The organism is Bradyrhizobium sp., from assembly GCF_030654605.1.
Lineage (GTDB): Bacteria > Pseudomonadota > Alphaproteobacteria > Rhizobiales > Xanthobacteraceae > Bradyrhizobium.
In genome coordinates, this window is record NZ_JAURXB010000282.1 from 1 (window position 1) to 21678 (window position 21678).

21 protein-coding genes are annotated in these 21678 nt (G+C 64.2%); 13 read left to right on the forward strand and 8 right to left on the reverse strand.

Translation table 11 applies throughout. The features are described 5' to 3' along the window. A partial coding sequence (locus Q7U29_RS25840; RefSeq protein ID WP_304746170.1) for an amidase family protein occupies window positions 1-370 on the reverse strand: 370 nt, incomplete at its 3' end. 182 nt (window positions 371-552) lie between these two features. Between Q7U29_RS25840 and dprA the strand changes: the two genes are divergently transcribed. Further along, a complete protein-coding gene (gene dprA / locus Q7U29_RS25845) occupies window positions 553-1668 on the forward strand; it encodes a DNA-processing protein DprA (RefSeq protein WP_304746172.1) in 1116 nt (371 codons plus the stop codon). 10 nt (window positions 1669-1678) lie between these two features. Here dprA and Q7U29_RS25850 read toward each other — a convergent pair whose 3' ends face one another. After that, entirely contained in the window at window positions 1679-1897 is a 219-nt protein-coding gene (locus Q7U29_RS25850) for a hypothetical protein (RefSeq protein WP_304746174.1), read from the reverse strand. A 248-nt stretch (window positions 1898-2145) separates the two neighbouring features. On the opposite strand from Q7U29_RS25850, the gene topA reads away from it, so the two are divergent. The 6 genes from topA (at window position 2146) to rpmG (ending at window position 10322) form a co-directional block, all read left to right on the forward strand. Continuing rightward, a complete protein-coding gene (gene topA, locus Q7U29_RS25855; RefSeq protein ID WP_304746176.1) occupies window positions 2146-4902 on the forward strand; it encodes a type I DNA topoisomerase in 2757 nt (918 codons plus the stop codon). Next, a complete protein-coding gene (gene rnr, locus Q7U29_RS25860; RefSeq protein ID WP_304746178.1) occupies window positions 4903-7227 on the forward strand; it encodes a ribonuclease R in 2325 nt (774 codons plus the stop codon). A 3-nt stretch (window positions 7228-7230) separates the two neighbouring features. After that, a complete protein-coding gene (locus tag Q7U29_RS25865) occupies window positions 7231-7686 on the forward strand; it encodes a DUF983 domain-containing protein (RefSeq protein WP_304746180.1) in 456 nt (151 codons plus the stop codon). 41 nt (window positions 7687-7727) lie between these two features. Further along, the gene (locus Q7U29_RS25870) at window positions 7728-8468 is read left to right on the forward strand and encodes an NUDIX hydrolase (RefSeq protein ID WP_304746182.1); all 741 of its coding nucleotides are present in this window, start codon (window positions 7728-7730) and stop codon (window positions 8466-8468) included. A gap of 236 nt (window positions 8469-8704) precedes the next feature. After that, the gene (locus Q7U29_RS25875) at window positions 8705-10030 is read left to right on the forward strand and encodes an LLM class flavin-dependent oxidoreductase (RefSeq protein WP_304746184.1); all 1326 of its coding nucleotides are present in this window, start codon (window positions 8705-8707) and stop codon (window positions 10028-10030) included. Window positions 10031-10154: 124 nt separating this feature from the next. Further along, window positions 10155-10322 carry a 50S ribosomal protein L33 gene (gene rpmG, locus Q7U29_RS25880; protein WP_045008041.1) on the forward strand — a complete coding sequence of 56 codons (168 nt, stop codon included), beginning with the start codon at window positions 10155-10157 and terminating at the stop codon, window positions 10320-10322. Window positions 10323-10401: 79 nt separating this feature from the next. Here rpmG and Q7U29_RS25885 read toward each other — a convergent pair whose 3' ends face one another. The 3 genes from Q7U29_RS25885 to Q7U29_RS25895 are packed head-to-tail and all read right to left on the reverse strand — an operon-like array spanning window position 10402 to window position 11812. Continuing rightward, entirely contained in the window at window positions 10402-10611 is a 210-nt protein-coding gene (locus tag Q7U29_RS25885) for a DUF2892 domain-containing protein (protein WP_304746185.1), read from the reverse strand. Between the two features lie 48 nt (window positions 10612-10659). Then, window positions 10660-11277 (reverse strand): YeeE/YedE thiosulfate transporter family protein, encoded by a 618-nt coding sequence (locus Q7U29_RS25890; protein WP_304746187.1) that lies wholly within the window; start codon window positions 11275-11277, stop codon window positions 10660-10662. A 16-nt stretch (window positions 11278-11293) separates the two neighbouring features. Beyond that, complete coding sequence (locus Q7U29_RS25895; RefSeq protein WP_304746189.1) at window positions 11294-11812, reverse strand: YeeE/YedE thiosulfate transporter family protein; 519 nt, start codon at window positions 11810-11812, stop codon at window positions 11294-11296. Window positions 11813-11964: 152 nt separating this feature from the next. On the opposite strand from Q7U29_RS25895, the gene ccoG reads away from it, so the two are divergent. Further along, window positions 11965-13404, forward strand: coding sequence for a cytochrome c oxidase accessory protein CcoG (ccoG, locus tag Q7U29_RS25900; protein WP_304746191.1), 1440 nt, complete (start codon window positions 11965-11967; stop codon window positions 13402-13404). A 137-nt stretch (window positions 13405-13541) separates the two neighbouring features. Here ccoG and Q7U29_RS25905 read toward each other — a convergent pair whose 3' ends face one another. Continuing rightward, window positions 13542-14774, reverse strand: a complete 1233-nt coding sequence (locus Q7U29_RS25905) for an MFS transporter (protein ID WP_304746193.1) — start codon at window positions 14772-14774, stop codon at window positions 13542-13544. A gap of 161 nt (window positions 14775-14935) precedes the next feature. On the opposite strand from Q7U29_RS25905, the gene Q7U29_RS25910 reads away from it, so the two are divergent. Beyond that, window positions 14936-15559 carry a TetR/AcrR family transcriptional regulator gene (locus Q7U29_RS25910; RefSeq protein ID WP_304746195.1) on the forward strand — a complete coding sequence of 208 codons (624 nt, stop codon included), beginning with the start codon at window positions 14936-14938 and terminating at the stop codon, window positions 15557-15559. 88 nt (window positions 15560-15647) lie between these two features. Here Q7U29_RS25910 and Q7U29_RS25915 read toward each other — a convergent pair whose 3' ends face one another. Further along, the gene (locus tag Q7U29_RS25915) at window positions 15648-17021 is read right to left on the reverse strand and encodes a PleD family two-component system response regulator (RefSeq protein ID WP_304746197.1); all 1374 of its coding nucleotides are present in this window, start codon (window positions 17019-17021) and stop codon (window positions 15648-15650) included. An 11-nt stretch (window positions 17022-17032) separates the two neighbouring features. Then, on the reverse strand, window positions 17033-17398 hold the full coding sequence (locus tag Q7U29_RS25920) for a response regulator (protein WP_027538546.1): 366 nt from the start codon (window positions 17396-17398) through the stop codon (window positions 17033-17035). A 228-nt stretch (window positions 17399-17626) separates the two neighbouring features. Here Q7U29_RS25920 and Q7U29_RS25925 point away from each other — a divergent pair, with 228 nt between their 5' ends. The 4 genes from Q7U29_RS25925 to Q7U29_RS25940 all read left to right on the forward strand — a co-directional run bounded on the left by Q7U29_RS25925 (window position 17627) and on the right by Q7U29_RS25940 (window position 21551). After that, entirely contained in the window at window positions 17627-17926 is a 300-nt protein-coding gene (locus tag Q7U29_RS25925) for a DUF3572 domain-containing protein (RefSeq protein ID WP_304746199.1), read from the forward strand. After that, on the forward strand, window positions 17905-19224 hold the full coding sequence (locus Q7U29_RS25930) for a DNA polymerase IV (protein WP_304746201.1): 1320 nt from the start codon (window positions 17905-17907) through the stop codon (window positions 19222-19224). Before Q7U29_RS25925 ends, Q7U29_RS25930 begins: the two co-directional genes overlap by 22 nt. Before the next feature lie 416 nt (window positions 19225-19640). Continuing rightward, window positions 19641-19976, forward strand: coding sequence for a septal ring lytic transglycosylase RlpA family protein (locus Q7U29_RS25935; protein ID WP_304746203.1), 336 nt, complete (start codon window positions 19641-19643; stop codon window positions 19974-19976). 222 nt (window positions 19977-20198) lie between these two features. Next, window positions 20199-21551 (forward strand): ferric reductase-like transmembrane domain-containing protein, encoded by a 1353-nt coding sequence (locus Q7U29_RS25940; RefSeq protein ID WP_304746205.1) that lies wholly within the window; start codon window positions 20199-20201, stop codon window positions 21549-21551. Window positions 21552-21678 lie beyond the last annotated feature (127 nt).

A 21678-nucleotide genomic window follows, 5' to 3' on the forward strand; every position in this document is an offset into this window, starting at 1 on the left:
TGTTGCGCGGATTGAGCGTGGCGGTCGGATCGGTCGCTGCGAACGCCGTCGTCGTGGTCTTGCCGGCGACAGTCGCGCCCGCCTGCTTCAGCATCATGACGACGGGCGCATCCGCGCGCGGCCGAAAGCCCCGGTAGATCGGCGAGCCCATTTCGGTCGGCATATCCGCGGTATCGATGATGTCCTTGATCCCGACCGCGATGCCGCGCAGCGGCCCGGCGCTTTGGGCGCGAATGTTTTCGGCGCGACAAACGAAGGCGCCGATGGCTTTTTCATGCGTTTTGATCGCTTCGATCGACTGCGCCATCGCGGCATCGGCGGAAAGCTCGCCGGATTCGATACGGCGCTGGAGATCGGCGAGCGAAATCATGGGCGTGGTTCCCTGCAGTAGTTTTTCGTCAGGCCCGCCCTTGTGCCGGGCATGCACGTCTCATGCAATCCTACACAAGAAAGACGCGGATGGCCGGGACAAGCCCGGCCATGACGCGGAGAGGTCTGCCACACGTTTAAATCGGGTTGACACACCCTCCGGTTGGGCGAATCTATACCAACATGGACAAGCGCACACCTAACACAACTCGTCTCACCGACGCCGAGCGGGTCGACCGGCTGCGGCTGATCCGTTCCGACAATGTCGGGCCGCGCACCTTTCGTTCATTGATCCATCATTTCGGCAGCGCCCGCGTCGCGTTGCAGCGGCTGCCCGACCTGGCGCGACGCGGCGGCGCCGATCGTCCGGGGCGGATCTGCAGCGAGGAAGATGCGCGCGCCGAACTGGCGGCGAGCCAACGGATCGGCGTCCATCTGCTGTCGCCCGATGAAGCCGGTTACCCACCGCGGCTCGCCACGCTGGACGATGCGCCGCCCCTCCTCGGCGTGCGCGGCGCGCTGGATGCGCTGATGCGGCCGATGCTCGCGATCGTCGGCTCGCGCAACGCCTCCGGTGCCGGATTGAAATTCGCCGGCACCCTGGCGCGCGATCTGTCGGACGCAGGGTTCGTCATCGTGTCGGGACTGGCGCGCGGCATCGATCAGGCGGCGCATCGCGCCAGCCTTGCGAACGGCACCGTGGCGGTGCTGGCCGGCGGCCATGACCGGATCTATCCACCCGAGCATGAGGATCTGCTGGCACAGATCCTCGATACCGGCGGCGCGGCGATTTCCGAAATGCCGCTCGGGCATGTGCCGCGCGCCCGCGATTTTCCACGGCGCAACCGGCTGATCTCGGGCGCGGCGCTTGGCGTCGTCGTGGTCGAGGCCGCGCTTCGCTCGGGATCGCTGATCACGGCAAGGATCGCGGCCGAACAGGGCCGCGAGGTGTTCGCGGTGCCGGGCTCGCCGCTCGATCCACGCGCCGCCGGCACCAACGATCTGATCAAGCAGGGCGCGACGCTGACCACCGAAGCGTCCGACGTCATCAGCGCCATCGAGCCGATCATGGGACGTCCGCTGCAATTGCGCGAGCCGGGCGACGAGCCGATTGATGTCGAACCCGAGGCGGGCGACCGCGCGCGCATTGTTGGTCTGCTCGGGCCTACGCCGGTGCTGCTGGACGATTTGGTCCGGATGGCCGGCGCCTCGCCGGCGGTGGTGCGCGCCGTGCTGCTCGAACTCGAACTCGCCGGCCGCCTGGAGCGCCACGGCGGCGGGCTGGTGTCGATGATTTAGCCGCATCCCCTCACGACAGCATGCGCTTGCTGCGCAACCGCACGCGTTCCTCGGCTTCCAGTTGCGCCATGTCGAGCAGACGCACGAGAACGCCGAGCCTGTGGCGCCGCGCCAGCATGGCCAGATCGGCGACGCTCTCCGCGATGAAGCTCGCGGCTTCATCCGGCCCGCCATCCCCCGGCGGATCATCTGATAGCGGGTCCTCGCCCCCGCCCGGGGGCAAGCGCATCCGCCGGTGTCCTGTCTTGGTCAAAAAATCACATCCAACCCGTGTATCACTGCAATCTACACCCTCCGTGAGCGCAACTACAGGACGCATATTGCAACTCCCATGATACTTTAGCTGGTCCTTTTCGCGCCCTTTTCACATCACGCCATTTGACAGGGGCGGCCTCACCACCCATGTTCGCTTTCGAAACGGCCGACGCGAGTCTCGCGGAACCGGCCTTTATTTTTCCCGTAAGCCATTGGAATGACATGAATATCGTCATTGTCGAGTCGCCGGCGAAAGCCAAGACGATCAACAAATATTTGGGCGCCTCCTACGAGGTTCTGGCCTCGTTCGGCCATGTCCGCGATCTTCCGGCCAAGAACGGATCGGTCGATCCGGACGCCAACTTCCAGATGATCTGGGAGATCGACCCCAAGGCCGCCGGCCGGCTCAACGACATCGCCAAGGCGCTGAAGGGCGCCGACAAGCTGATCCTCGCAACCGACCCCGATCGCGAGGGCGAAGCGATCTCCTGGCACGTGCTCGAAGTACTGAAGGAGAAGCGCGCGCTCAAGGATCACAAGATCGAACGCGTGGTTTTCAACGCCATCACCAAGCAGGCGGTGACGGAAGCGATGAAGAATCCGCGCCAGATCGATGGCGCGCTGGTCGACGCCTACATGGCGCGCCGCGCGCTGGACTATCTGGTCGGTTTTACGCTTTCGCCGGTGCTGTGGCGCAAATTGCCAGGCGCGCGCTCGGCGGGCCGCGTGCAATCGGTGGCGCTGCGGCTGGTCTGCGACCGCGAACTCGAAATCGAAAAATTCATTCCGCGCGAATACTGGTCGCTGGTCGCGACCCTGACGACGCCGCGCGGCGAAGCGTTCGAGGCCCGGCTGATCGGCGCCGATGGCAAGAAGATCCAAAGGCTCGACATCGGCACCGGCGCGGAAGCCGAGGATTTGAAGAAGGCGATCGAGGCCGCCGCTTTCTCGGTTTCCACCGTCGAGGCAAAGCCGGCGCGGCGCAATCCGCAGGCGCCCTTCACCACCTCGACGCTGCAGCAGGAAGCCAGCCGCAAGATGGGCTTTGCGCCGGCACATACGATGCGGATCGCGCAGCGGCTCTATGAGGGCATCGACATCGGCGGCGAGACCACAGGCCTCATCACCTATATGCGTACCGACGGCGTGCAGATCGACGGCTCCGCGATCACGCAGGCGCGCACGGTGATCGGCGAGGATTACGGCAAGGCCTATGTGCCGGAGACGCCGCGGCTGTACCAGACCAAGGCCAAGAACGCCCAGGAAGCGCACGAAGCCATCCGCCCCACCGATCTGTCGCGGCGGCCGGCCGAGATGCGCCGCCGCCTCGATACCGACCAGGCAAGGCTTTACGAGCTGATCTGGACCCGCACCATTGCCAGCCAGATGGAATCGGCGGAGATGGAGCGCACCACCGTCGATATCGCGGCCAGGGCGGGCTCGCGCGTGCTGGAGCTGCGCGCCACCGGGCAGGTGATAAAATTCGACGGCTTTCTGGCGCTCTACCAGGAAGGCAAGGACGACGACGGCGACGACGAGGATTCGCGCCGCCTCCCCGCCATGAGCGAGGGCGACGCGCTGAAGAAGCAGGACCTCGCCGTCACCCAGCATTTTACCGAGCCGCCGCCGCGCTTCTCCGAAGCGTCGCTGGTCAAACGCATGGAAGAGCTCGGCATCGGCCGTCCCTCGACCTATGCCTCGATCCTGCAGGTGCTGCGGGACCGCGGCTACGTCAAGCTCGAGAAGAAGCGCCTGCACGGCGAGGACAAGGGCCGCGTCGTGGTCGCGTTCCTGGAAAACTTCTTCGCGCGTTACGTCGAGTATGATTTCACCGCAGCGCTCGAAGAGCAGCTCGACCGCATCTCCAACAACGAGATTTCCTGGCAGCAGGTGCTGCAGGATTTCTGGACCGGCTTCATCGGCGCCGTCAACGAGATCAAGGATCTGCGGGTGACGCAGGTGCTGGACGCGCTCGACGACATGCTGGGACCGCACATCTATCCGGCGCGCGCCGATGGCGGCGATATCAGGCAATGTCCGACCTGCGGCACCGGCAAGCTCAACCTGAAGGCCGGCAAGTTCGGCGCCTTCGTCGGCTGCACCAATTATCCGGAGTGCCGCTATACCCGCCCGCTCGCGGCCGACTCCGAGGCCAGCGCCGACCGCCTGCTCGGCAAGGATCCCGAGACCGATCGCGACGTATGGGTGAAGGCCGGCCGGTTCGGCCCCTACATCCAGCTCGGCGAGCCCAAGGATTATGCCGAAGGCGAGAAGCCGAAGCGCGCCGGCATCCCGAAGAACACCTCGCCCAGCGACGTCGATCTGGATCTGGCGCTCAAGCTGCTGTCGCTGCCGCGCGAGATCGGCAAGCACCCGGAGACCGGCGAGCCGATCACCGCGGGGCTCGGCCGCTTCGGTCCGTTCGTCAAGCACGAGAAGACCTATGCCAGCCTCGAGGCCGGCGACGAGGTTTTTGATATCGGACTCAACCGCGCGGTGACGCTGATTGCGGAGAAGATTTTGAAGGGCCCGAGCGGTCGCCGTTTCGGCGCCGATCCGGGCAAACCGCTGGGCGATCATCCGACGCTCGGCGGCGTCGCGGTCAAGAGCGGTCGCTACGGCGCCTATGTCACCTCGGGCGGCGTCAACGCCACGATCCCGAGCGACAAGACCCAGGAAACCATCACGCTGGAAGAAGCCATCGCGCTGATCGACGAGCGCGTCGCCAAGGGCGGCGGCAAGCCGAAGCGTGGCGCCAAGAAAAAGGCGGCGCCCAAGAAAGCGGCGGCGAAGACGGAAGCCGATCCGAAGGCCCCAAAACCGGCCAAGAAGGCAGTCGCGAAGAAAGCCGCAGCCAAGCCGAAGTCCGATTCCGTCAGCAAGGCCCGTGCGCCGGTGACCCCGGCCGCCAAGACCTCCGCCGCCAAGCCGGCGCCGAAGACGCCGGCGAAGAAAAGCGCCGCCAAGGCCCGCGGGTAAGTGGCGAAGCAACGCGACAAGGGTTTTCCAGAGCGGGACGCCATCGTCGCCTTCATCCGCGCGTCCACGGGTAAGATAGGCACCCGCGAGATCGCGCGGGAATTCGGCCTGAAAAATGCCGACCGAGTCGAGCTGAAGCGCATCCTGCGCGAACTGGCCGATCAGGGCGCGATCGAAAAGCGCGGCAGGAAGATCGCCGAGCCGGCTGCCCTGCCCGCCACCCTGATGGCCGACATCAGCGGTCGCGATGCCGACGGCGAACTGATCGCGACGCCGACCGCATGGGACGAGGTCGAAAGCGGCGAGCCGCCGAAAATTCGCATCCATATTCCCCGGCGTCCGCAGCCCGGCACCGCCGCCGGTGTCGGCGACCGCGCGATGCTGCGGATCGAAAAACTCGACGATGCCGAAGGCGCGGTCTATCGAGCCCGAATCATCAAGGTGGTCGATCACGCCAAATCGCGCGTGCTCGGCATTTTTCGCGCGCTGCCCGATGGCGGCGGACGGCTGATCCCGGTCGACAAGAAGCAGGTCGGGCGGGAACTCAACATCGCCAGGGCCGACACCGGCGGCGCCGAGGACGGCGATCTCGTCAGCGTCGATCTCATTCGTTCGCGCGGCTTTGGCCTCGCCTCCGGCAAGGTCAAGGAGCGGCTCGGTTCGCTCGCTTCCGAGAAAGCGGTCAGCCTGATCGCGATTCACTCCCACGAAATTCCGCAGGCGTTTTCGCCCGCGGCATTGCGCGACGCCGAAGCGGCAAAGCCCGCGACGCTGGCGGGCCGCGAGGACTGGCGCGAGCTGCCGCTGGTCACCATCGATCCGCCCGACGCCAAGGATCACGACGACGCCGTTCACGCCGAACTCGATCCCGATCCCAACAACAAGGGCGGCTACATCGTCCATGTCGCGATCGCCGACGTCGCGTTCTATGTGCGGCCGGGATCGGCGCTGGATCGCGACGCGCTGACGCGAGGCAATTCGGTATATTTCCCGGATCGCGTGGTGCCGATGCTGCCGGAGCGGATCTCCAACGATCTCTGCTCGCTGGTGCCGGGCGAGCCGCGCGGTGCGCTGGCGGTGCGTATGGTGATCGGCGCCGACGGCCGCAAGCGCTCGCACAGTTTTCACCGCATCCTGATGCGCTCGGCGGCGAAACTGAATTACGCGCAGGCACAGGCCGCGATCGACGGACGGCCCGACGACACCACGGGTTCGCTGCTCGATCCCATCCTGAAACCGCTCTACGACGCCTATGCCACGGTGAAGAAGGCGCGCGACGAACGCGAGCCGCTCGATCTCGACATTCCCGAGCGCAAGATCCTGCTGAAGCCCGACGGCACGGTGGATCGCGTGATCGTGCCCGAACGGCTCGACGCCCACAAACTGATCGAAGAGTTCATGATCCTCGCCAATGTCGCGGCGGCGGAAATGCTTGAAAAGAAGGCGCTGCCGCTTATCTACCGGGTGCACGACGAACCGACGCTGGAGAAGGTTCACAATCTCCAGGAGTTCCTCAAGACGCTCGATCTGCCGTTCGCGAAGAGCGGCGCGTTGCGCCCCTCGCTGTTCAATTACGTGCTGGCTCAGGTCAAGGGGCACGATGCCGAAGTGCTGGTGAACGAAGTGGTGCTGCGCTCGCAATCCCAGGCCGAATACGCCGCCGAGAATTACGGCCATTTCGGCCTCAACCTGCGGCGCTATGCGCATTTCACCTCGCCGATCCGCCGCTATGCCGACCTGGTGGTGCACCGCGCCTTGATCCGCGGGCTCGGGCTCGGCGAAGGCGCCTTGCCGGACACCGAGACGGTCGAAACGCTGAGCGAGGTCGCCGCGCAAATTTCCGTTACCGAACGCCGCGCCATGAAGGCGGAACGCGAAACCGCCGACCGGCTGATCGCGCATTTTCTCGCCGACCGCATCGGGTCCACGTTCCAGGGCCGCATTTCCGGCGTTACCCGCTCCGGCCTGTTCGTCAAGCTCTCGGATACCGGTGCCGACGGCCTGATTCCGATTCGCACGCTGGGCACCGAATACTTCAATTATGACGAGACCCGCCACGCGCTGGTCGGCACGCGCAGCGGTGCCATGCACCGGCTGGGGGACGTCGTCGACGTTCGTCTGGTAGAAGCAGCCCCAGTGGCAGGCGCGTTGCGTTTCGAGTTGCTGTCGGAAGGCACCGTCGCCCCGCACGGACGCAGCAGGCGCCCCGGCGCCGGCGACAGCATGAGAGCGAAGGCGAAGACGCATCCCGGCCGCAGCCCGCGCAAGGGCAAAGACAAGGGTAAGTCGGGCAAATCGAAGAAGGGCAAGCCCTTCAAAGGATAGACCATGGAATCCGTCACCGCACATGCCAGAACCCTGGCTCTCAAGACCTGGACGCCGGAGCAGTCGCCGGCCGCCAAGCGCGACGTGTGGACCGCCCTGAAGCGCGGCTTTCGTTGCCGCTGCCCGCGTTGCGGCGAGGGAAAACTGTTTCGCGCCTTCCTGAAGGTCGACGATCACTGTTCGGCTTGCGGGCTGGATTTCACGCCGCACCGCGCCGACGATCTTCCGGCCTATCTCGTCATCGTCATCGTCGGCCACATCGTGGTGCCGGGGATCCTGTGGATCGAAACCGATTATGCGCCTGCGGTCTGGCTGCAGCTCGCGATCTATCTGCCGTTCACGTTGATTGCATCGCTGTTGCTGCTGCAACCGGTGAAGGGTGCCGTGGTCGGATTGCAGTGGGCGCTGCGCATGCACGGGTTCGACGACAATGCGCCGGATGAGATATCGCCCGGCTAGCCGACAAAAACCAAGAAAAATCAAGAACAAGTGGGGATGGAATGACTGAAGCTGCCGCTGCCGTGGATCAGGGAAAAGAAGCCGACCATCACCCCTATTTCCGGCCGAAAGACGCCGCCACGCTGATCCTGGTCGATCGCACCTCAGCCACCCCGAAAGTGCTGGTCGGCAAGCGCCACGACAAGGTGGTGTTCATGCCCGGCAAGTTCGTATTTCCCGGCGGCCGGGTCGACAAGTCGGACAACCGCGTGCCGGTGGCGGCGCCGATACCGAAGGCGCTCGAAGATAATCTGATGAAAGGCAGCCCGAAGATCACGCCATCGCGGGCGCGCTCGCTGGCGATCGCCGCGATCCGCGAGGCCTGCGAGGAAACCGGGCTTTGCCTCGGCCGCAGGAACGATGGCAAGGCGCCGAAGCTGGAAGGCGCCTGGCAGGCGTTCACCGAAGCAGGTCTTCTGCCTGATCCCTCAGGACTGTTCCTGATCGCCCGCGCCATCACCCCGCCCGGCCGCGTCCGCCGCTTCGATACCCGCTTCTTTACCGCCGATGCATCATCGATCGCCCATCGCGTCGAAGGCGTGGTCCATGCCGAGGCCGAACTGGTCGAGCTGGTATGGGTCGACCTCGGCTCCAGGCATCTGGCCGACGCCCATCCGATGACGAAAAATGTCCTCAACGAATTGGAAAAGCGCCTCGCCACCGGCCCGCTCAGCCACGACGCGCCCGTGCCGTTCTTCCATTTCTACGGCAACAGGATGCAGAAGGATGTGCTGGGGGCGTGAGCTCGATTCCTCATCCTGAGGAGCCGCGCGTCTTCGCGCGGCGTCTCGAAGGATGGACACGGGCTCTCATGGTTCGAGACGGCGCTGAAGAAGCGCCTCCTCACCATGAGGATCCGACACCGTCATGGTTCTCTAACCGTCCCTCAATTCGCAAGATTGTTCTCGCACGCCCCTGATGCCTTTGCGAAACGGCATTCCTATCTCTTCCCCAACGACAACCAACACGGAATGGGCCAATGGCAAAACGTCAGTTGCGGCTTGGCGCGTTCATGCGGCCGGTTTCTATTCACACCGGCGCGTGGCGTTATCCCGGCGCCTGGCCGGACGCCAATTTCAATTTTTCGCACCTCAAGAAACTGATCCGGAAGCTGGAGGCCGGCAAGTTCGACGCCTTCTTCATGGCCGACCACCTCGCGGTGCTGAACATGCCGGTCAATGCGCTGAAGCGCAGCCACACCGTCACCTCGTTCGAGCCGTTCACGCTGTTGTCGGCACTGTCGGCCGTGACCGAACACATCGGGCTGATCGCGACGGGATCGACCACCTTCGATGAGCCCTACCATGTCGCCCGCCGCTTCGCCTCGCTCGATCACATCAGCAATGGGCGCGCCGGGTGGAACATCGTCACCACTTCCAATCCGGATGCGGCGCTGAATTTCGGGCTCGACGACCACATGGAGCATGCCGAGCGCTACAAGCGGGCGCGCGAATTCTACGATGTGGTGACCGGCCTGTGGGACTCCTTCGCCGACGACGCGTTCGTGCGCGATGTCGAGCGCGGGCTGTATTTCGATCCCGACAAAATGCATGTGCTGGATCACAAGGGCAAATACCTGAAAGTACGCGGCCCGCTCAACATCGCCCGCCCGGTGCAGGGCTGGCCCGTGATCGTGCAGGCCGGCGCCTCGGAGGACGGCAAGCAGCTCGCCGCCGAAACGGCGGAAGCGGTGTTCACCGGCGGCGGCCCGCTCGCCGATGCGCAAAAACTCTATGCCGACATCAAGGGCCGCATGGACAGGCTTGGCCGCGACCGAAACAGCCTGAAGATCCTGCCCGGCGCCTTCGTCGTGGTCGGCGACAGCGTCGACGAGGCAACGGAGAAACGCGCTTTGCTCGACAGCATGGTGCATTACGACAGCGCCATCGCCTCGCTGTCGGTCCAGCTCGGCACCGACGCATCCGGCTTCGATCCCGATGGACAACTGCCCGAGATCCCCGAAACCAACGCCAGCAAGAGCGGCCGTCAGCGCCTGGTCGATGCCGCCGCGCGCGACAGGCTCACGGTGCGCCAACTGGCGCAGCGGGTCGGCGGCTATGGCGGGCTGTCGTTCGTAGGCACGCCGCAAACCATCGCCGACCAGATGGAGCAATGGCTGACCACGGAAGGTTGTGACGGTTTCAACATCATGTTCCCGTTCCTGCCCGCCGGGCTCGATGACTTCGTCGACAAGGTCGTGCCGGAGCTGCAGAAGCGCGAAATCTTCCGGCGGGAGTATGAGGGCAAGACACTGCGGGAGAATTTGGGCCTGCCACGGCCGAAAAACAGGTTCTTCGAGGCCTAAAGGGCCGGAATCGGGCCGGTTTTCGCCCGCAAAACCTTGACTTTGGGCTGTCAGAAGCTAGGTTGCGCGGCAAATGCGGGCCTGATGGGCCGGCGTCCGATTCCAGACATCAAGGGTTCCAATCATGGCCAAAGCGGTCACCATCAAGGTCAAGCTCGTTTCCTCGGCGGATACCGGCTTTTATTACGTCGCCAAGAAGAACTCGCGCACCATGACCGACAAGCTGGTCAAGAAGAAGTACGACCCGGTCGCGCGCAAGCACGTCGAATTCCGCGAATCCAAGATCAAGTAAGATCGCGGGACGCTACTGACTTCGAACGGGGCCTCGCGGCCCCGTTTTCATTTGGCGAAGCGATACCCACGATCCCGCTTCATTTTCCCTGCCGGACCGGGCAACTCGAAAAACCGAACAGGGAATACGCCGGGCAAAAGCCGAACACGGCAGTCGCTATCGGCACGATCCCGATCCAGCCGACCCAATTCCAGCCGGTCTGGGGAAAGCCCAGCGGAATGGCAAACGCCAGCAGCAGAATTCCAACGATAATGCGCGCGACGCGATCAATCGATCCAACATTGCTCATGGTTTTGATCTTTCGTGGTTGAGGAAGATTTGGTGAAAAGCCGGCGGGTCATTCGGCCGGCGCCAGGCGATTGCGCGGCCGCGCCGCCTGCTCCGACGCGTCGCCATCGACATCAGCGCCGAGGTCGTCGCGCCAGGGCCGCGCCCTCTCGATCAGCGCCAGGATGACGGCGATGACCGCGGCCAGCCCCAGCGCGCCCTGCCAATAGGGGATGCCGGCCAGATCGGTGAACAATAGCTTGGGCCCGGTGCCGATCAGCGACTTGGCCAGCCAAGGCTGCGCGTAGGAGAACGCCACCGCGCCGGCCAGGCCGCCGAACAGCGTGAAGATGGCGTCGCGATAGCCGACGCCGATCTGCGCCAGCGTGGTGCCGGGGCATGCGCCCGCCAGCGCGATACCGGCGCCCAGGATCAGCCCGCCGACGATGTCGGCGGCGTAAAGCGCGGCCTTGGGCTGCAGCTTGACGAAACCGAAGCCATGCAGGAACGCCAGCACCACGGCACCGGTCGCGACCGCCGTCAGAAACACCTTGAGCATGATCCAGTTGCGCAACTGCATCTGGCCGACGATCATTCCGGGCTCGAACACCCGCGATTTTTCCAGCGCGAAGCCGAACACGATCCCCATCAGCGCACCGCTCAGAATTCCGACTGCAACGGACGACATGATCATCCCTCCCTTGTTAAATTCGACGCAGCAGCAGCAAGGCGGTGACAATGCCGCCGGCAAACATCGCCGCGACCGCAACCGTCGAGCCGACCGATAATTGCGCCATCCCCGACAGGCCGTGGCCGCTGGTGCAACCGTCGGCGATCCGGGCCCCGAACAGCATCAGGAAGCCGGCGGCGAACGCCACCGCGTAGCGCAGGCTGGAGGAGGATGAGCCGAGCGCTTTCGCCCAGATCGGCGAAATCGGCGCGCGGACCGCGCCCGACAGCTTCATCGATACAAAGGCGCCGAGCGCGATACCGATGACCAGCGCGACCTGCCAGAGGTTCTTGGCGTTGGCCACAATATGCTTCGCCGCGTAATCGATCTTGAGCAGCGAGGGATCGACCAGTCCGGCTATCGCCGCCCCCACCGTGACATAGGAGGACGAGGCGCCGAGCGCGGTCTCGATCAGCAGGAATGCGGGGATCTGCAGCAGGCCTATCAGGATACCCGCAGCGTAAGGCGACCAGGCCTTGTCAAAGGGCGACATCGGCAATCTCCTCGATTGTTATATTAGTATTTCATAATATATCGATCTGAAGCACCGCCGGATTGATTTGAATCAATCTCGCGCCCGGACGCCGCGAATAGATCTGATGACGCTGCGACGGCGAATTGACTCAGGTCCGAAGGCATCGCGTTATGGGCGAAACCATCATCGAAGGGCCGCTCTACGCGCCCCGCAAGAAAGTCTATCCGCAGGCCGTCCATGGCCGGTTTCGCCGGATCAAATGGACGCTGCTCATCGTCGGACTGGCGGTCTATTACCTGCTCCCGTTCGTACGCTGGGACCGCGGGCCGGGCCTGCCCAACCAGGCGGTGCTGCTCGACCTTCCGCATCGCCGCTTCTATTTCTTCTTCATCGAGCTGTGGCCGCAGGAAGTCTACTATTTCACCGGCCTGCTGATCATCGCGGCAATGGTGCTGTTCCTGATGAACGCGGTCGCCGGCCGGATCTGGTGCGGCTATCTCTGTCCGCAGACCATCTGGACCGACCTGTTCTACGCCGTCGAGCGCTGGGTCGAGGGCGACCGCCGCGACCGCATCCTCAAGGACAAGCGCGGCTGGAACTTCAGACATATCCGCGAGGTCGCCACCAAGCATTTCCTGTGGCTGATGATCGCCTGGTGGACCGGCGGCGCCTGGGTGCTGTATTTCGCCGATGCGCCGACGCTGGTGAAGGAACTCGCCACGCTGCAGGCGCCGTTTGCCGCCTATCTCTGGATCGGAATCCTGACGGCGACCACCTATGTCTTCGCCGGCCATGCCCGCGAGCAGGTCTGCATCTACATGTGCCCATGGCCGCGCATCCAGGCGGCGCTGACCGATGAATGGGCGCTCAACGTCACCTACCGGCGCGACCGCGGCGAGCCCCGCACCTCCGTCAAGAAGGCCGAGCAGTTGCGCCTTGCCGGCCAACCCGCCGGCGACTGTATCGACTGCCACCAGTGCATCAACGTCTGCCCGACCGGCGTCGATATCCGCGACGGCATCCAGCTCGGCTGCATTCAGTGCGGGCTGTGCATCGATGCCTGCGACGCGATCATGCTGCAGACCGACCGGCCGCCCGGACTGATCGCCTACGATACCGACATCAACGCCGAGCGCCGCCTCGCCGGCAAGCCGCCGGTCTATCGCCTGATCCGGGCTCGCACCATTCTCTACGCCGCCATCATTGCCGTGGTCGGCGGCATCATGCTGTACACGCTGGCGACCCGCAGTTCGCTCGGCATCAGCGCGCTGCACGAGCGCAGCCCGCTGTTCGTCACGCTCGCCGACGGCAGCGTCCGCAACGATTATACCGTGCGCTTCCTCAACAAGGCCGGCGTTTCCCGCGCCTTCGCGCTGGAACTGACAGGTCTTCCCGCCGCGGAAATCCGCACCTCGGGGATCGAGCGCGGCGCGGACGGCAAACTGATCGTCGAGGTCGGACCGGACCAGACAAGGGAAGTCAGGGTGTCCGTACAGGTGCCGGTGGCGAAGCTGCCGAAGGAAGCCACCGACATCGAGTTCAGGGCTGTCGATGTCAAAACCGGCCTGTCGGCGTCGGTGCGCGACCATTTCGTGCCGGGTGGGCGATAGCACTGCTTGCGTCCGCCTCGTGTCCCGGACGCGGTGCAGCGCGCTTGCGCTGCTCCGCAGAGCCGGGACCCACCCGATGGACCCCGGAGCAGCAGCGCACCGCAAGCGCGCTGCGCTGCATCCGGGGAACGCCAGCCCTACGCCGTCTTCAGCATCGGTGGCGCACTTGGCCGTATCAGCGCGAACCCCACCTGGATGATGCCGCCGGCCAGCCCCAGCGCCACGCCGATTCGCCACGCCATGGTGTAGGAGCCGAGCTGATCGTACAGCAGGCCGCCGCCATAGGCGCCGAGGAAGCTGCCGAGCTGATGGCTCATGAAGGCGAGCCCCTGGACCATCGCCTGCCATTGCAGCCCGAACATCTCGGCGACGGCGCCGGCGACCAGCGGACCGACGCCCATCCACAGGAAGCCCATGAGAGCGCCGAACAACAAGGTCGATGCCGGCGACGGCGGCAGCGTGAAGTACCAGGCCAGGATCAGCGAGCGCGCGATGTAGATGGCGCCGAGCAGCGCCAGCTTGTTCCAGCGCTCGCCGGCCCAGCCGAAGAACAGGCTGCCCAGCACGTTGAAGCCGCCGATCATGCCGAGCGTCTGCGCACTCAGCATCGGATCCATACCGCAGATCGCGAGATATGACGGCAGATGCGTGGTGAGAAACACCAGTTGCATGCCGCAGACGAAATAGGCCAGCGTCATCACCACGAACGACGCATTGCCGAACGCGATTTTCACCGCGACCGCGGCCGAGGTATCGGCGATGTCATCGGGTCCCTTCGCCGGCAGCGGCACCTTGTCCACCCGGCCCGCGTACCAGGCCGCCGGCAGCATGAACAGCGACAGAATGACAAAACCCATCATGCCGGTGCGCCAGCCAAAACCCTCGTTCAGGAGCTGCCCGATCGGCGCCGACAGCAGGGCGCCGAGCGAGCCCGCCGCGGAGACGATCCCCATCACCGTGCTGCGTACCGCCGCGGGCACCGAGCGCGCCGCCACCGACATCGCGATCGCGGCCGCCGTGCACGCCAGCGACGTGCCGATCAGCAGGCCGCCGCCGATCATCACAAAGAGCATGCCCTGCGCGCTCGCCAGCAGCGCGAGGCCGACGATGTAGAACAGCGAGCCGACCATCATGATCGGGCGAAAGCCGTAGCGAACGGTCATGGCGCCCGCCAGCGGCTGCAGGAAGCCCCAGGCGAGGTTTTGCACGGCCAGCGCCAGCGTGAAATCGGACACCGAAATCTTGATGTCCTGCGTCAGCGGCTGCAGGAAAATGCCGAGGCTCTGCCGCAGGCCCATGCTCAGGGTGAGCATGATGGAAGCGCCGATCAGGATGGGAAGCGTGGGACGCAGTATCTGCAGCAGGGACATTTTTGTTTTTCTTCCGTTGGGTCGCGGCCGCAATTTGCCGCCCCGCCGTCGCATCGGACTTGATTACACCGATCTGTGTAATTAATGTGCGAGCCGGGCTGCTGTCAAGGCAGCCGGAGAAAGGTTTTCTTCGCGATATGCCGCCACACGAAAAACCGACCATGAAGGCGCGGATTCTCGAAACCGCTGACCTGTTGTTCTATCAGCGCGGCATTCGCGCGGTCGGCGTCGACACCATCGCGGCCGAAATCGGCATCAGCAAGCGCACGCTGTACAATCACTTTCCCTCCAAGGACGAATTGATCGCGGCCTATCTGGCGGGCCGTTTCACCAAGGCCCCTCCATCCGACAAACCGCCGGTCGAACAGATCCTCGGCACCTTCGACCGGCTCGAGCGCGGGTTTGCCAGCAAAGGCTTTCGCGGTTGTCCGTTCGTCAACGCGGTCGCCGAGCTCGGCACCGAGGATCAGTCCGTCCGGAAGATCGCGGTCGCGTTCAAGGAAAGCCGCCGCCTCTGGTTTCGCGATCTGTTGAAGCAGCTCGGCGTCGCCGACGCCGAAGGTCTCGCGACCCAGCTGACGCTGCTGGTCGACGGATCGATCGCGCAGGACCTCGTGCGCAACGATCCCTCGATGGCGCGCGCAGCGAAGGAAGCGGCGAAGGTGCTGCTGAAAAATGCGGGGGTGGAGGTGAGCGGACAGGAAAGTGCCGCAACTGCTACCACCACCAATCCATCGTCGTCCCCGCGAACGCGGGGACCCATACGCCGCGGCGGTGCGGCTTAAACTCGGTGGCAGTCGCGAGATTTCGCTTCAACTATAACCGCTGGTGGTTATGGGTCCCTGCTTTCGCAGGGACGACGGAGGTGAGAACTCAGGCCGCCGCCGAAACCACGCGGTTGCGCCCGTCATGCTTGGCCCGGTACAGCGCCGTGTCCGCGCGCTTGAGCACATCGGCGACCGGTTCGCCCTTGTTCTCCAGCGTCGACAGCCCGATCGAGATCGTGACCTCGATGCGGTTTGCGCCCTTGTTGACCGCGAAGGGTTCGCCGGCGATCGAACGGCGCAGCCGTTCGGCCACCATGCCCGCGACATGCAGATCGGTTTCCGGCATCACGATGACGAATTCCTCGCCGCCGTAGCGGCAGGCGAGATCGATGCCGCGGATCGACTTGCGGATTCGCACCGCGAATTCGCGCAGCACGTCGTCGCCGGCGTCGTGGCCGTAATTGTCGTTGATGGATTTGAAGAAGTCGATGTCGAGCATCATCAGCGCCAGCGGCTTGCCGCGGCTCGAGGCCTGTTCGGCCAGCGCGCCGAGATGGCTTTCCATGTAGCGGCGGTTATGCAGGCCGGTCAGCGCGTCGGTGATCGCCGCCTCGATCGAGTTCTGCATGTTGTCGCGCAGATGGTCGGTGTAGCGCCGCTTGCGAATTTGCGTTCGCGCCCGCGCCAGCAATTCGTTCTTGTCGACCGGACGCAGCAGATAGTCGTTGACGCCGATCTCGAGCCCGCGCAGCAGCCGCGCATTGTTGTCGGCATCGGCGATCGCCAGGATCGGCACCGACCGGGTGCGCTCCAGCGAGCGCGCCTGGCTGCACAGCCGCAGCCCATCGAAATTATCCAGGCCGAGCGAGACGATCAGCAGGTCGTAATTGCCCTCGGCGGCGTGAAACAGCGCGTCGGCCGGGTTGGCTTCGACATCGACCGTGTGCTCGGTCGAGAGCACCGGCGCCAGCCGCTCATAGGATGACGGACGGTCGTCGACCAGCAGGATGCGGCCGCCCTTGCCGGTGTCGGCGACCGCGCTGCGCTCCGGCGCCTGCACGCCGATCTCCAGCGAGGTGATGGCGCGCATGCGCAGCTCATCGGTCATCATCTTCAGACGGGTCAGCGACCGCACCCGCGCGATCAGCACGACGTCGGACACCGGCTTGGTCAGGAAATCGTCGGCGCCGGCCTCCAGGCCACGGACGCGGTCCGCCGGGCTGTCGAGGGCGGTCACCATCACCACCGGAATGAAATGCGTGGCCGGATTGGATTTCAGCCGGCGGCAGACTTCAAAGCCGTCCATATCCGGCATCATGACGTCGAGCAGGATGATGTCGCATTCGGCGCGCGAACAGACCTCGAGCGCCTCGGTGCCGTTGGCGGCGGTCAGCACATCGAAATATTCGGCCGACAGCCGCGCTTCCAACAGCTTGACGTTGGCGGGCACGTCGTCGACGACCAGAATACGCGCAGACATCGAAATTACTCCTATCCGATAAAACGCCGGACGGTCTCAATAAATTTGCCGACCGAAATCGGCTTCGACAAATAAGCCTCGCAGCCGCCCTCGCGGATGCGTTCCTCGTCGCCCTTCATCGCGAAGGCGGTGACCGCGACCACCGGAATCGCTCGCAGCTCCGGATCGTCCTTGATCCAGCGCGTGACCTCGAGGCCGGACACCTGCGGCAGCTGAATGTCCATCAGAATCAGATCGGGACGGAGCTTGCGCACGAGATCGAGCGCCTCGAAGCCGTTTGACGTGCCTGAGGTCTGATAGCCGTGCGCCTCCAGCAGATCGCGAAAGAGCTTCATATTGAGCTCGTTGTCCTCCACGATCAGGACGGTTTTGGCCATCCCGTCCCTCCCAATCCCTCTAAGGAAACAGATCCGGCTGCGGTGCATCAGGCACTGCGGCCGGGTGTCGATATCTGATTCAAACTAGCGCCAGATTCGCTCTAACCCGTTAAGCTCACATGCCGTCTTTATGCGAAGTGGTTTCCACTTGCTTGAACACGTTCCGCAGACTCGGGCATGATGCTTACAAAATAGAGACCATAAGTTAGCGAAAGGCAAACGGACCAGTTGAAAAAGCCTGTTCACAACCCCCGGGAAGTAGCTGAAATCGTTGCGGTTCAGGCGCTGTCCTTCATCGCCTCCGACCCTGAGCGGCTGGGCCTGTTCCTGGCCGAATCGGGAATCGGCCCGGAGACCCTGCGCACCGCCGCGGCCGACCCGCGATTCCTCGCCAGCGTGCTGGATTTCATCATGCGCGATGACGCAACCGTGAAGGCCTTTGCGAGCGTCTCGCAACTCCACCCCACCAACATCGCCGCGGCGCACCAGGCGCTGAACGACCCCCAATGGGAACGCGACGTGCCGTGACGTCAGCCGCGCCAGCGGTGAGCGGGCCGACCTGTTTTTGCCGGGATTGCCTCGGCGATCTCGACTTCAAGGCCAGGCGATGCGGCGCCTGCGGCTCCCCTCGCCTGGTCCGGCACCACACACTACCAGCCCTGACGCTGGCCCACATCGATTGCGACGCGTTCTACGCCACCGTCGAAAAGCGGGACAATCCTGACATCGCCGACCGGCCGGTCATCATCGGCGGCGGCAAGCGCGGCGTGGTCTCGGCGGCCTGCTACATCGCCCGCACCTTCGGCGTGCGCTCGGCGATGCCGATGTTCAAGGCGCTGGAGCTGTGTCCGCATGCCGCGGTGATCCGCCCCGACATGGCGAAGTATGTCCGGGTCGGCCGCGAGGTGCGCCATGCCATGCAGGCGCTGACCCCGCTGGTCGAGCCGCTGTCGATCGACGAGGCGTTTCTCGATCTCGCCGGCACCCAGCGCGTTCACGGCATGATCCCCGCAAAAGTGCTGGCGCGGTTTGCCCGCGAGATCGAACGCGAGATCGGCATCACCGTTTCGGTCGGCCTGTCCTGCAACAAGTTTCTCGCCAAGATCGCCTCCGACCTGGACAAGCCGCGCGGCTTTGCCACGCTCGATCAGGAACAGGCGCGCGCCATGATGGCGGACAAGCCGGTCGGTTTCATTTACGGCGTTGGACCGGCGACCCAGGAAAGGCTGCTGCAGCGCGGCTTTCGCACCATCGCCGATCTGCAGCGCGCCGACGAGATCGATCTGATGAAGCAGTTCGCGGCCGAAGGCCGCCGGCTGTGGCGGCTGGCGCGCGGCATCGACGACCGCAGCGTGGAGCCCGAACGCGGCGCCAAGACCATTTCCAACGAGACCACGTTTGAAGCCGACATCCGCGACTTTGCCACGCTGGAGAAGACGCTGTGGCGGCTCTGCGAGAAGGTTTCGTCGCGGCTGAAAAGCAGCGACCTCGCGGGTTTGACGATTACCTTGAAACTGAAGACCGCCGATTTCAGGCAACGCACCCGCTCGCAATCGATCCATGCGCCGACCCAGCTCGCGGCGAAGATCTTTGCCGTCACCCGCGAAATGCTGGCGAAGGAAATCGACGGCACCGCGTTCCGCCTGATGGGCGCCGGCGTCAGCGCGCTGCGCCCGGGATCGCTGGCCGACGACACCGACATGCTGGACCGCCGCTCCGCCCACGCCGAACGCGCCATCGACGGCCTGCGCAAGAAGTTCGGCGATGCCGCCGTGATCCGGGGCATTGCGTATAACGGGCCAGAAAAGGAAGAAGAGGAATCGTAGGGTGGGCAAAGCTGTCGCCGTCGCTCGCAGAGCGAGGGCGAAAGCGTGCCCACCGTCTTCTTCGCGAACAAATGGTGGGCACGGCGCGAAGAGCGCGCCTTTGCCCACCCTACAATCTGCGTCGTCTATTTCCTTGCATTCTGACGGGATTATTGTCCGCGCCCTGCTCTGTCAGATCTGCATTGTCAAGTTTCGTTGGCGCGGTTCCAATCGCGCTCGCCCGATCGTCGCGGCATTGTCGCCCATGTATGGCCACCATCGCCGGTCACTACCGCCGCATCCGACGTGACTGACACCGATGTCGTCCGTCCAGATCGCAAACCCGACATCAATGTCTGTTGCGCGCGCCATGGCCTTGCTCATCGAGCAAGACGCCAATTGACGCTTTTGGCGTCGACGAAAATCAAGGAAACTTAATGCTGAGAACTACCCTTATTGCCGCAGCGCTTTGCTGCGCGTCATCGATCGTTCATGCCGAAACATGCACCGCCTCTCAGTATGGCGTCGGTGATGGTTATCACGGCAAGCGCACGGCGTCAGGAGAGCGGTTCAACACTCACGCCCTGACCGCCGCGCACAAGACGAAGGGTTTTGGCTCCCACGTTACCGTCACCAACCAGGCAAACGGCCGAAGCGTGTCTGTTCGCATCACGGATCGCGGTCCCTTCGTCCGAGGCCGATGCATCGACCTGTCGCACGCCGCTGCCAATGCCATCGGGATGGGCGGCACCGCGAAGGTGATGGTGCAATAGAGGTAACCGTCGCCCGGACTGCGCCAACGGGCGCGCATACGAGCGACCCGCTGGCTCCATCCAGGCTACGAAATTCTTGCAGATGGCGGCCAGTCGAAACGACCGGGTTCTGCAGCCCGCAAGACGGATTGGGTTGACCCAGCTCAATGCGACGCCGATCGATTCCAACTATGTCTGCTTCATCCAATAACCGCGCCGAAATCGTCCGGAAGGAAGGCTGGCATGCAGAACTTCAAACGGGCATTTTGGACCGCGCTCGCCGTTCTGGTCTTGCTATGGTTGGTTGCGGAACCCACCGTATTTCAGTCCGCCACGTTCTTTGCTCTTCGCGGAGCGATGGTACAGCTGAGCGGCATCGTTGCGATCGGCTGCATGAGCGTGGCGATGATGCTGGCGCTGCGGCCACGTTGGCCAGAGCGGTGGCTCGGCGGTCTGGACAAGATGTATCGCCTGCACAAATGGCTCGGCATCGCGGCTCTGGTCATTGCCATCATCCATTGGCTCTGGTCCAAGGGACCGAAATGGGCGGTCGGCTGGGGCGTGCTGGAGCGGCCGGTGCGCGGACCCAGGCCCGCTATCGAAAATCCAGTCGAGGCGTTCCTTGCGAACCTGCGCGAACCGGCTGAAGGCCTGGGCGAATGGGCTTTCTATGCCACCGTGGTCCTGATCGCGCTGGCGCTCATTCAGTATTTCCCCTACCGGCTCTTCTACAAGACGCATCGCCTTCTCGCCGTCGCTTACCTGGTGCTGGTCTTTCACGCCGTCGTGCTGCTCAAGTTCAGCTACTGGACGTCGCCCGTCGGAGGCGTGATGGCGCTGCTGCTTGCCGGCGGCACATGGGCGGCTGGCGTTGTCCTTCTGCGCCGGGTGGGAGCCGGGCGTCAGGTCAAAGGCGCGATCACGTCCTTGCAATACTATCCCGGCGTCAGGGCACTCGAGAGCGAAATCGAGGTGCCGCACGGCTGGCCAGGCCACAAGCCGGGCCAGTTCGCCTTCGCCACGTCTGACGCGTCGGAAGGAGCTCATCCCTACACCATTGCTTCGGGCTGGCATGCCGAAAGCCCCAGGATCACCTTCATCACCAAGGAACTGGGTGATCACACGAGCCGCCTGCGCGAGAAGCTCCGGGTCGGCCAGCAGGTGACGATCGAGGGGCCGTATGGCTGCTTCACTTTCGATGACGCCTGCCCGCACCAGATCTGGATTGGCGGCGGCATCGGCATCACGCCTTTTGTCGCGCGCATGAAACACCTGGCCATGCAGAAGCGGGCGCGCGATCGGCCTGAAGCCCGAACGGTCGATCTGTTCCATCCCACCGCCGACGTTGACGAGGAGGCATTCGGCAAACTGACGGCTGATGCCAGATCCGCCAATGTACGTCTGCATGTGCTGGTCGATGCCCGTGACGGACGCCTGACCGGCGAACGCGTGCGCGAGGCGGTAACGCAATGGCGCGAGGCGAGCATCTGGTTTTGCGGCCCGGCGGGGTTCGGCGAAGCGCTGAAACGAGATTTCGCCGCGCACGGCTTTCCCGTCAAGGACCGTTTCCATCAGGAGTTCTTCGCCATGCGGTAGCGAGGATGAGGCACAGCTGGGCGAAAGGCGCCGCGAGATCGCGAAGGCATGTTTGCTGAATTGAAGCGGAATCTCTCATCCGTCGTCCCTGCGAACGCAGGGACCCACACGCTGCGGCTTTACGGTG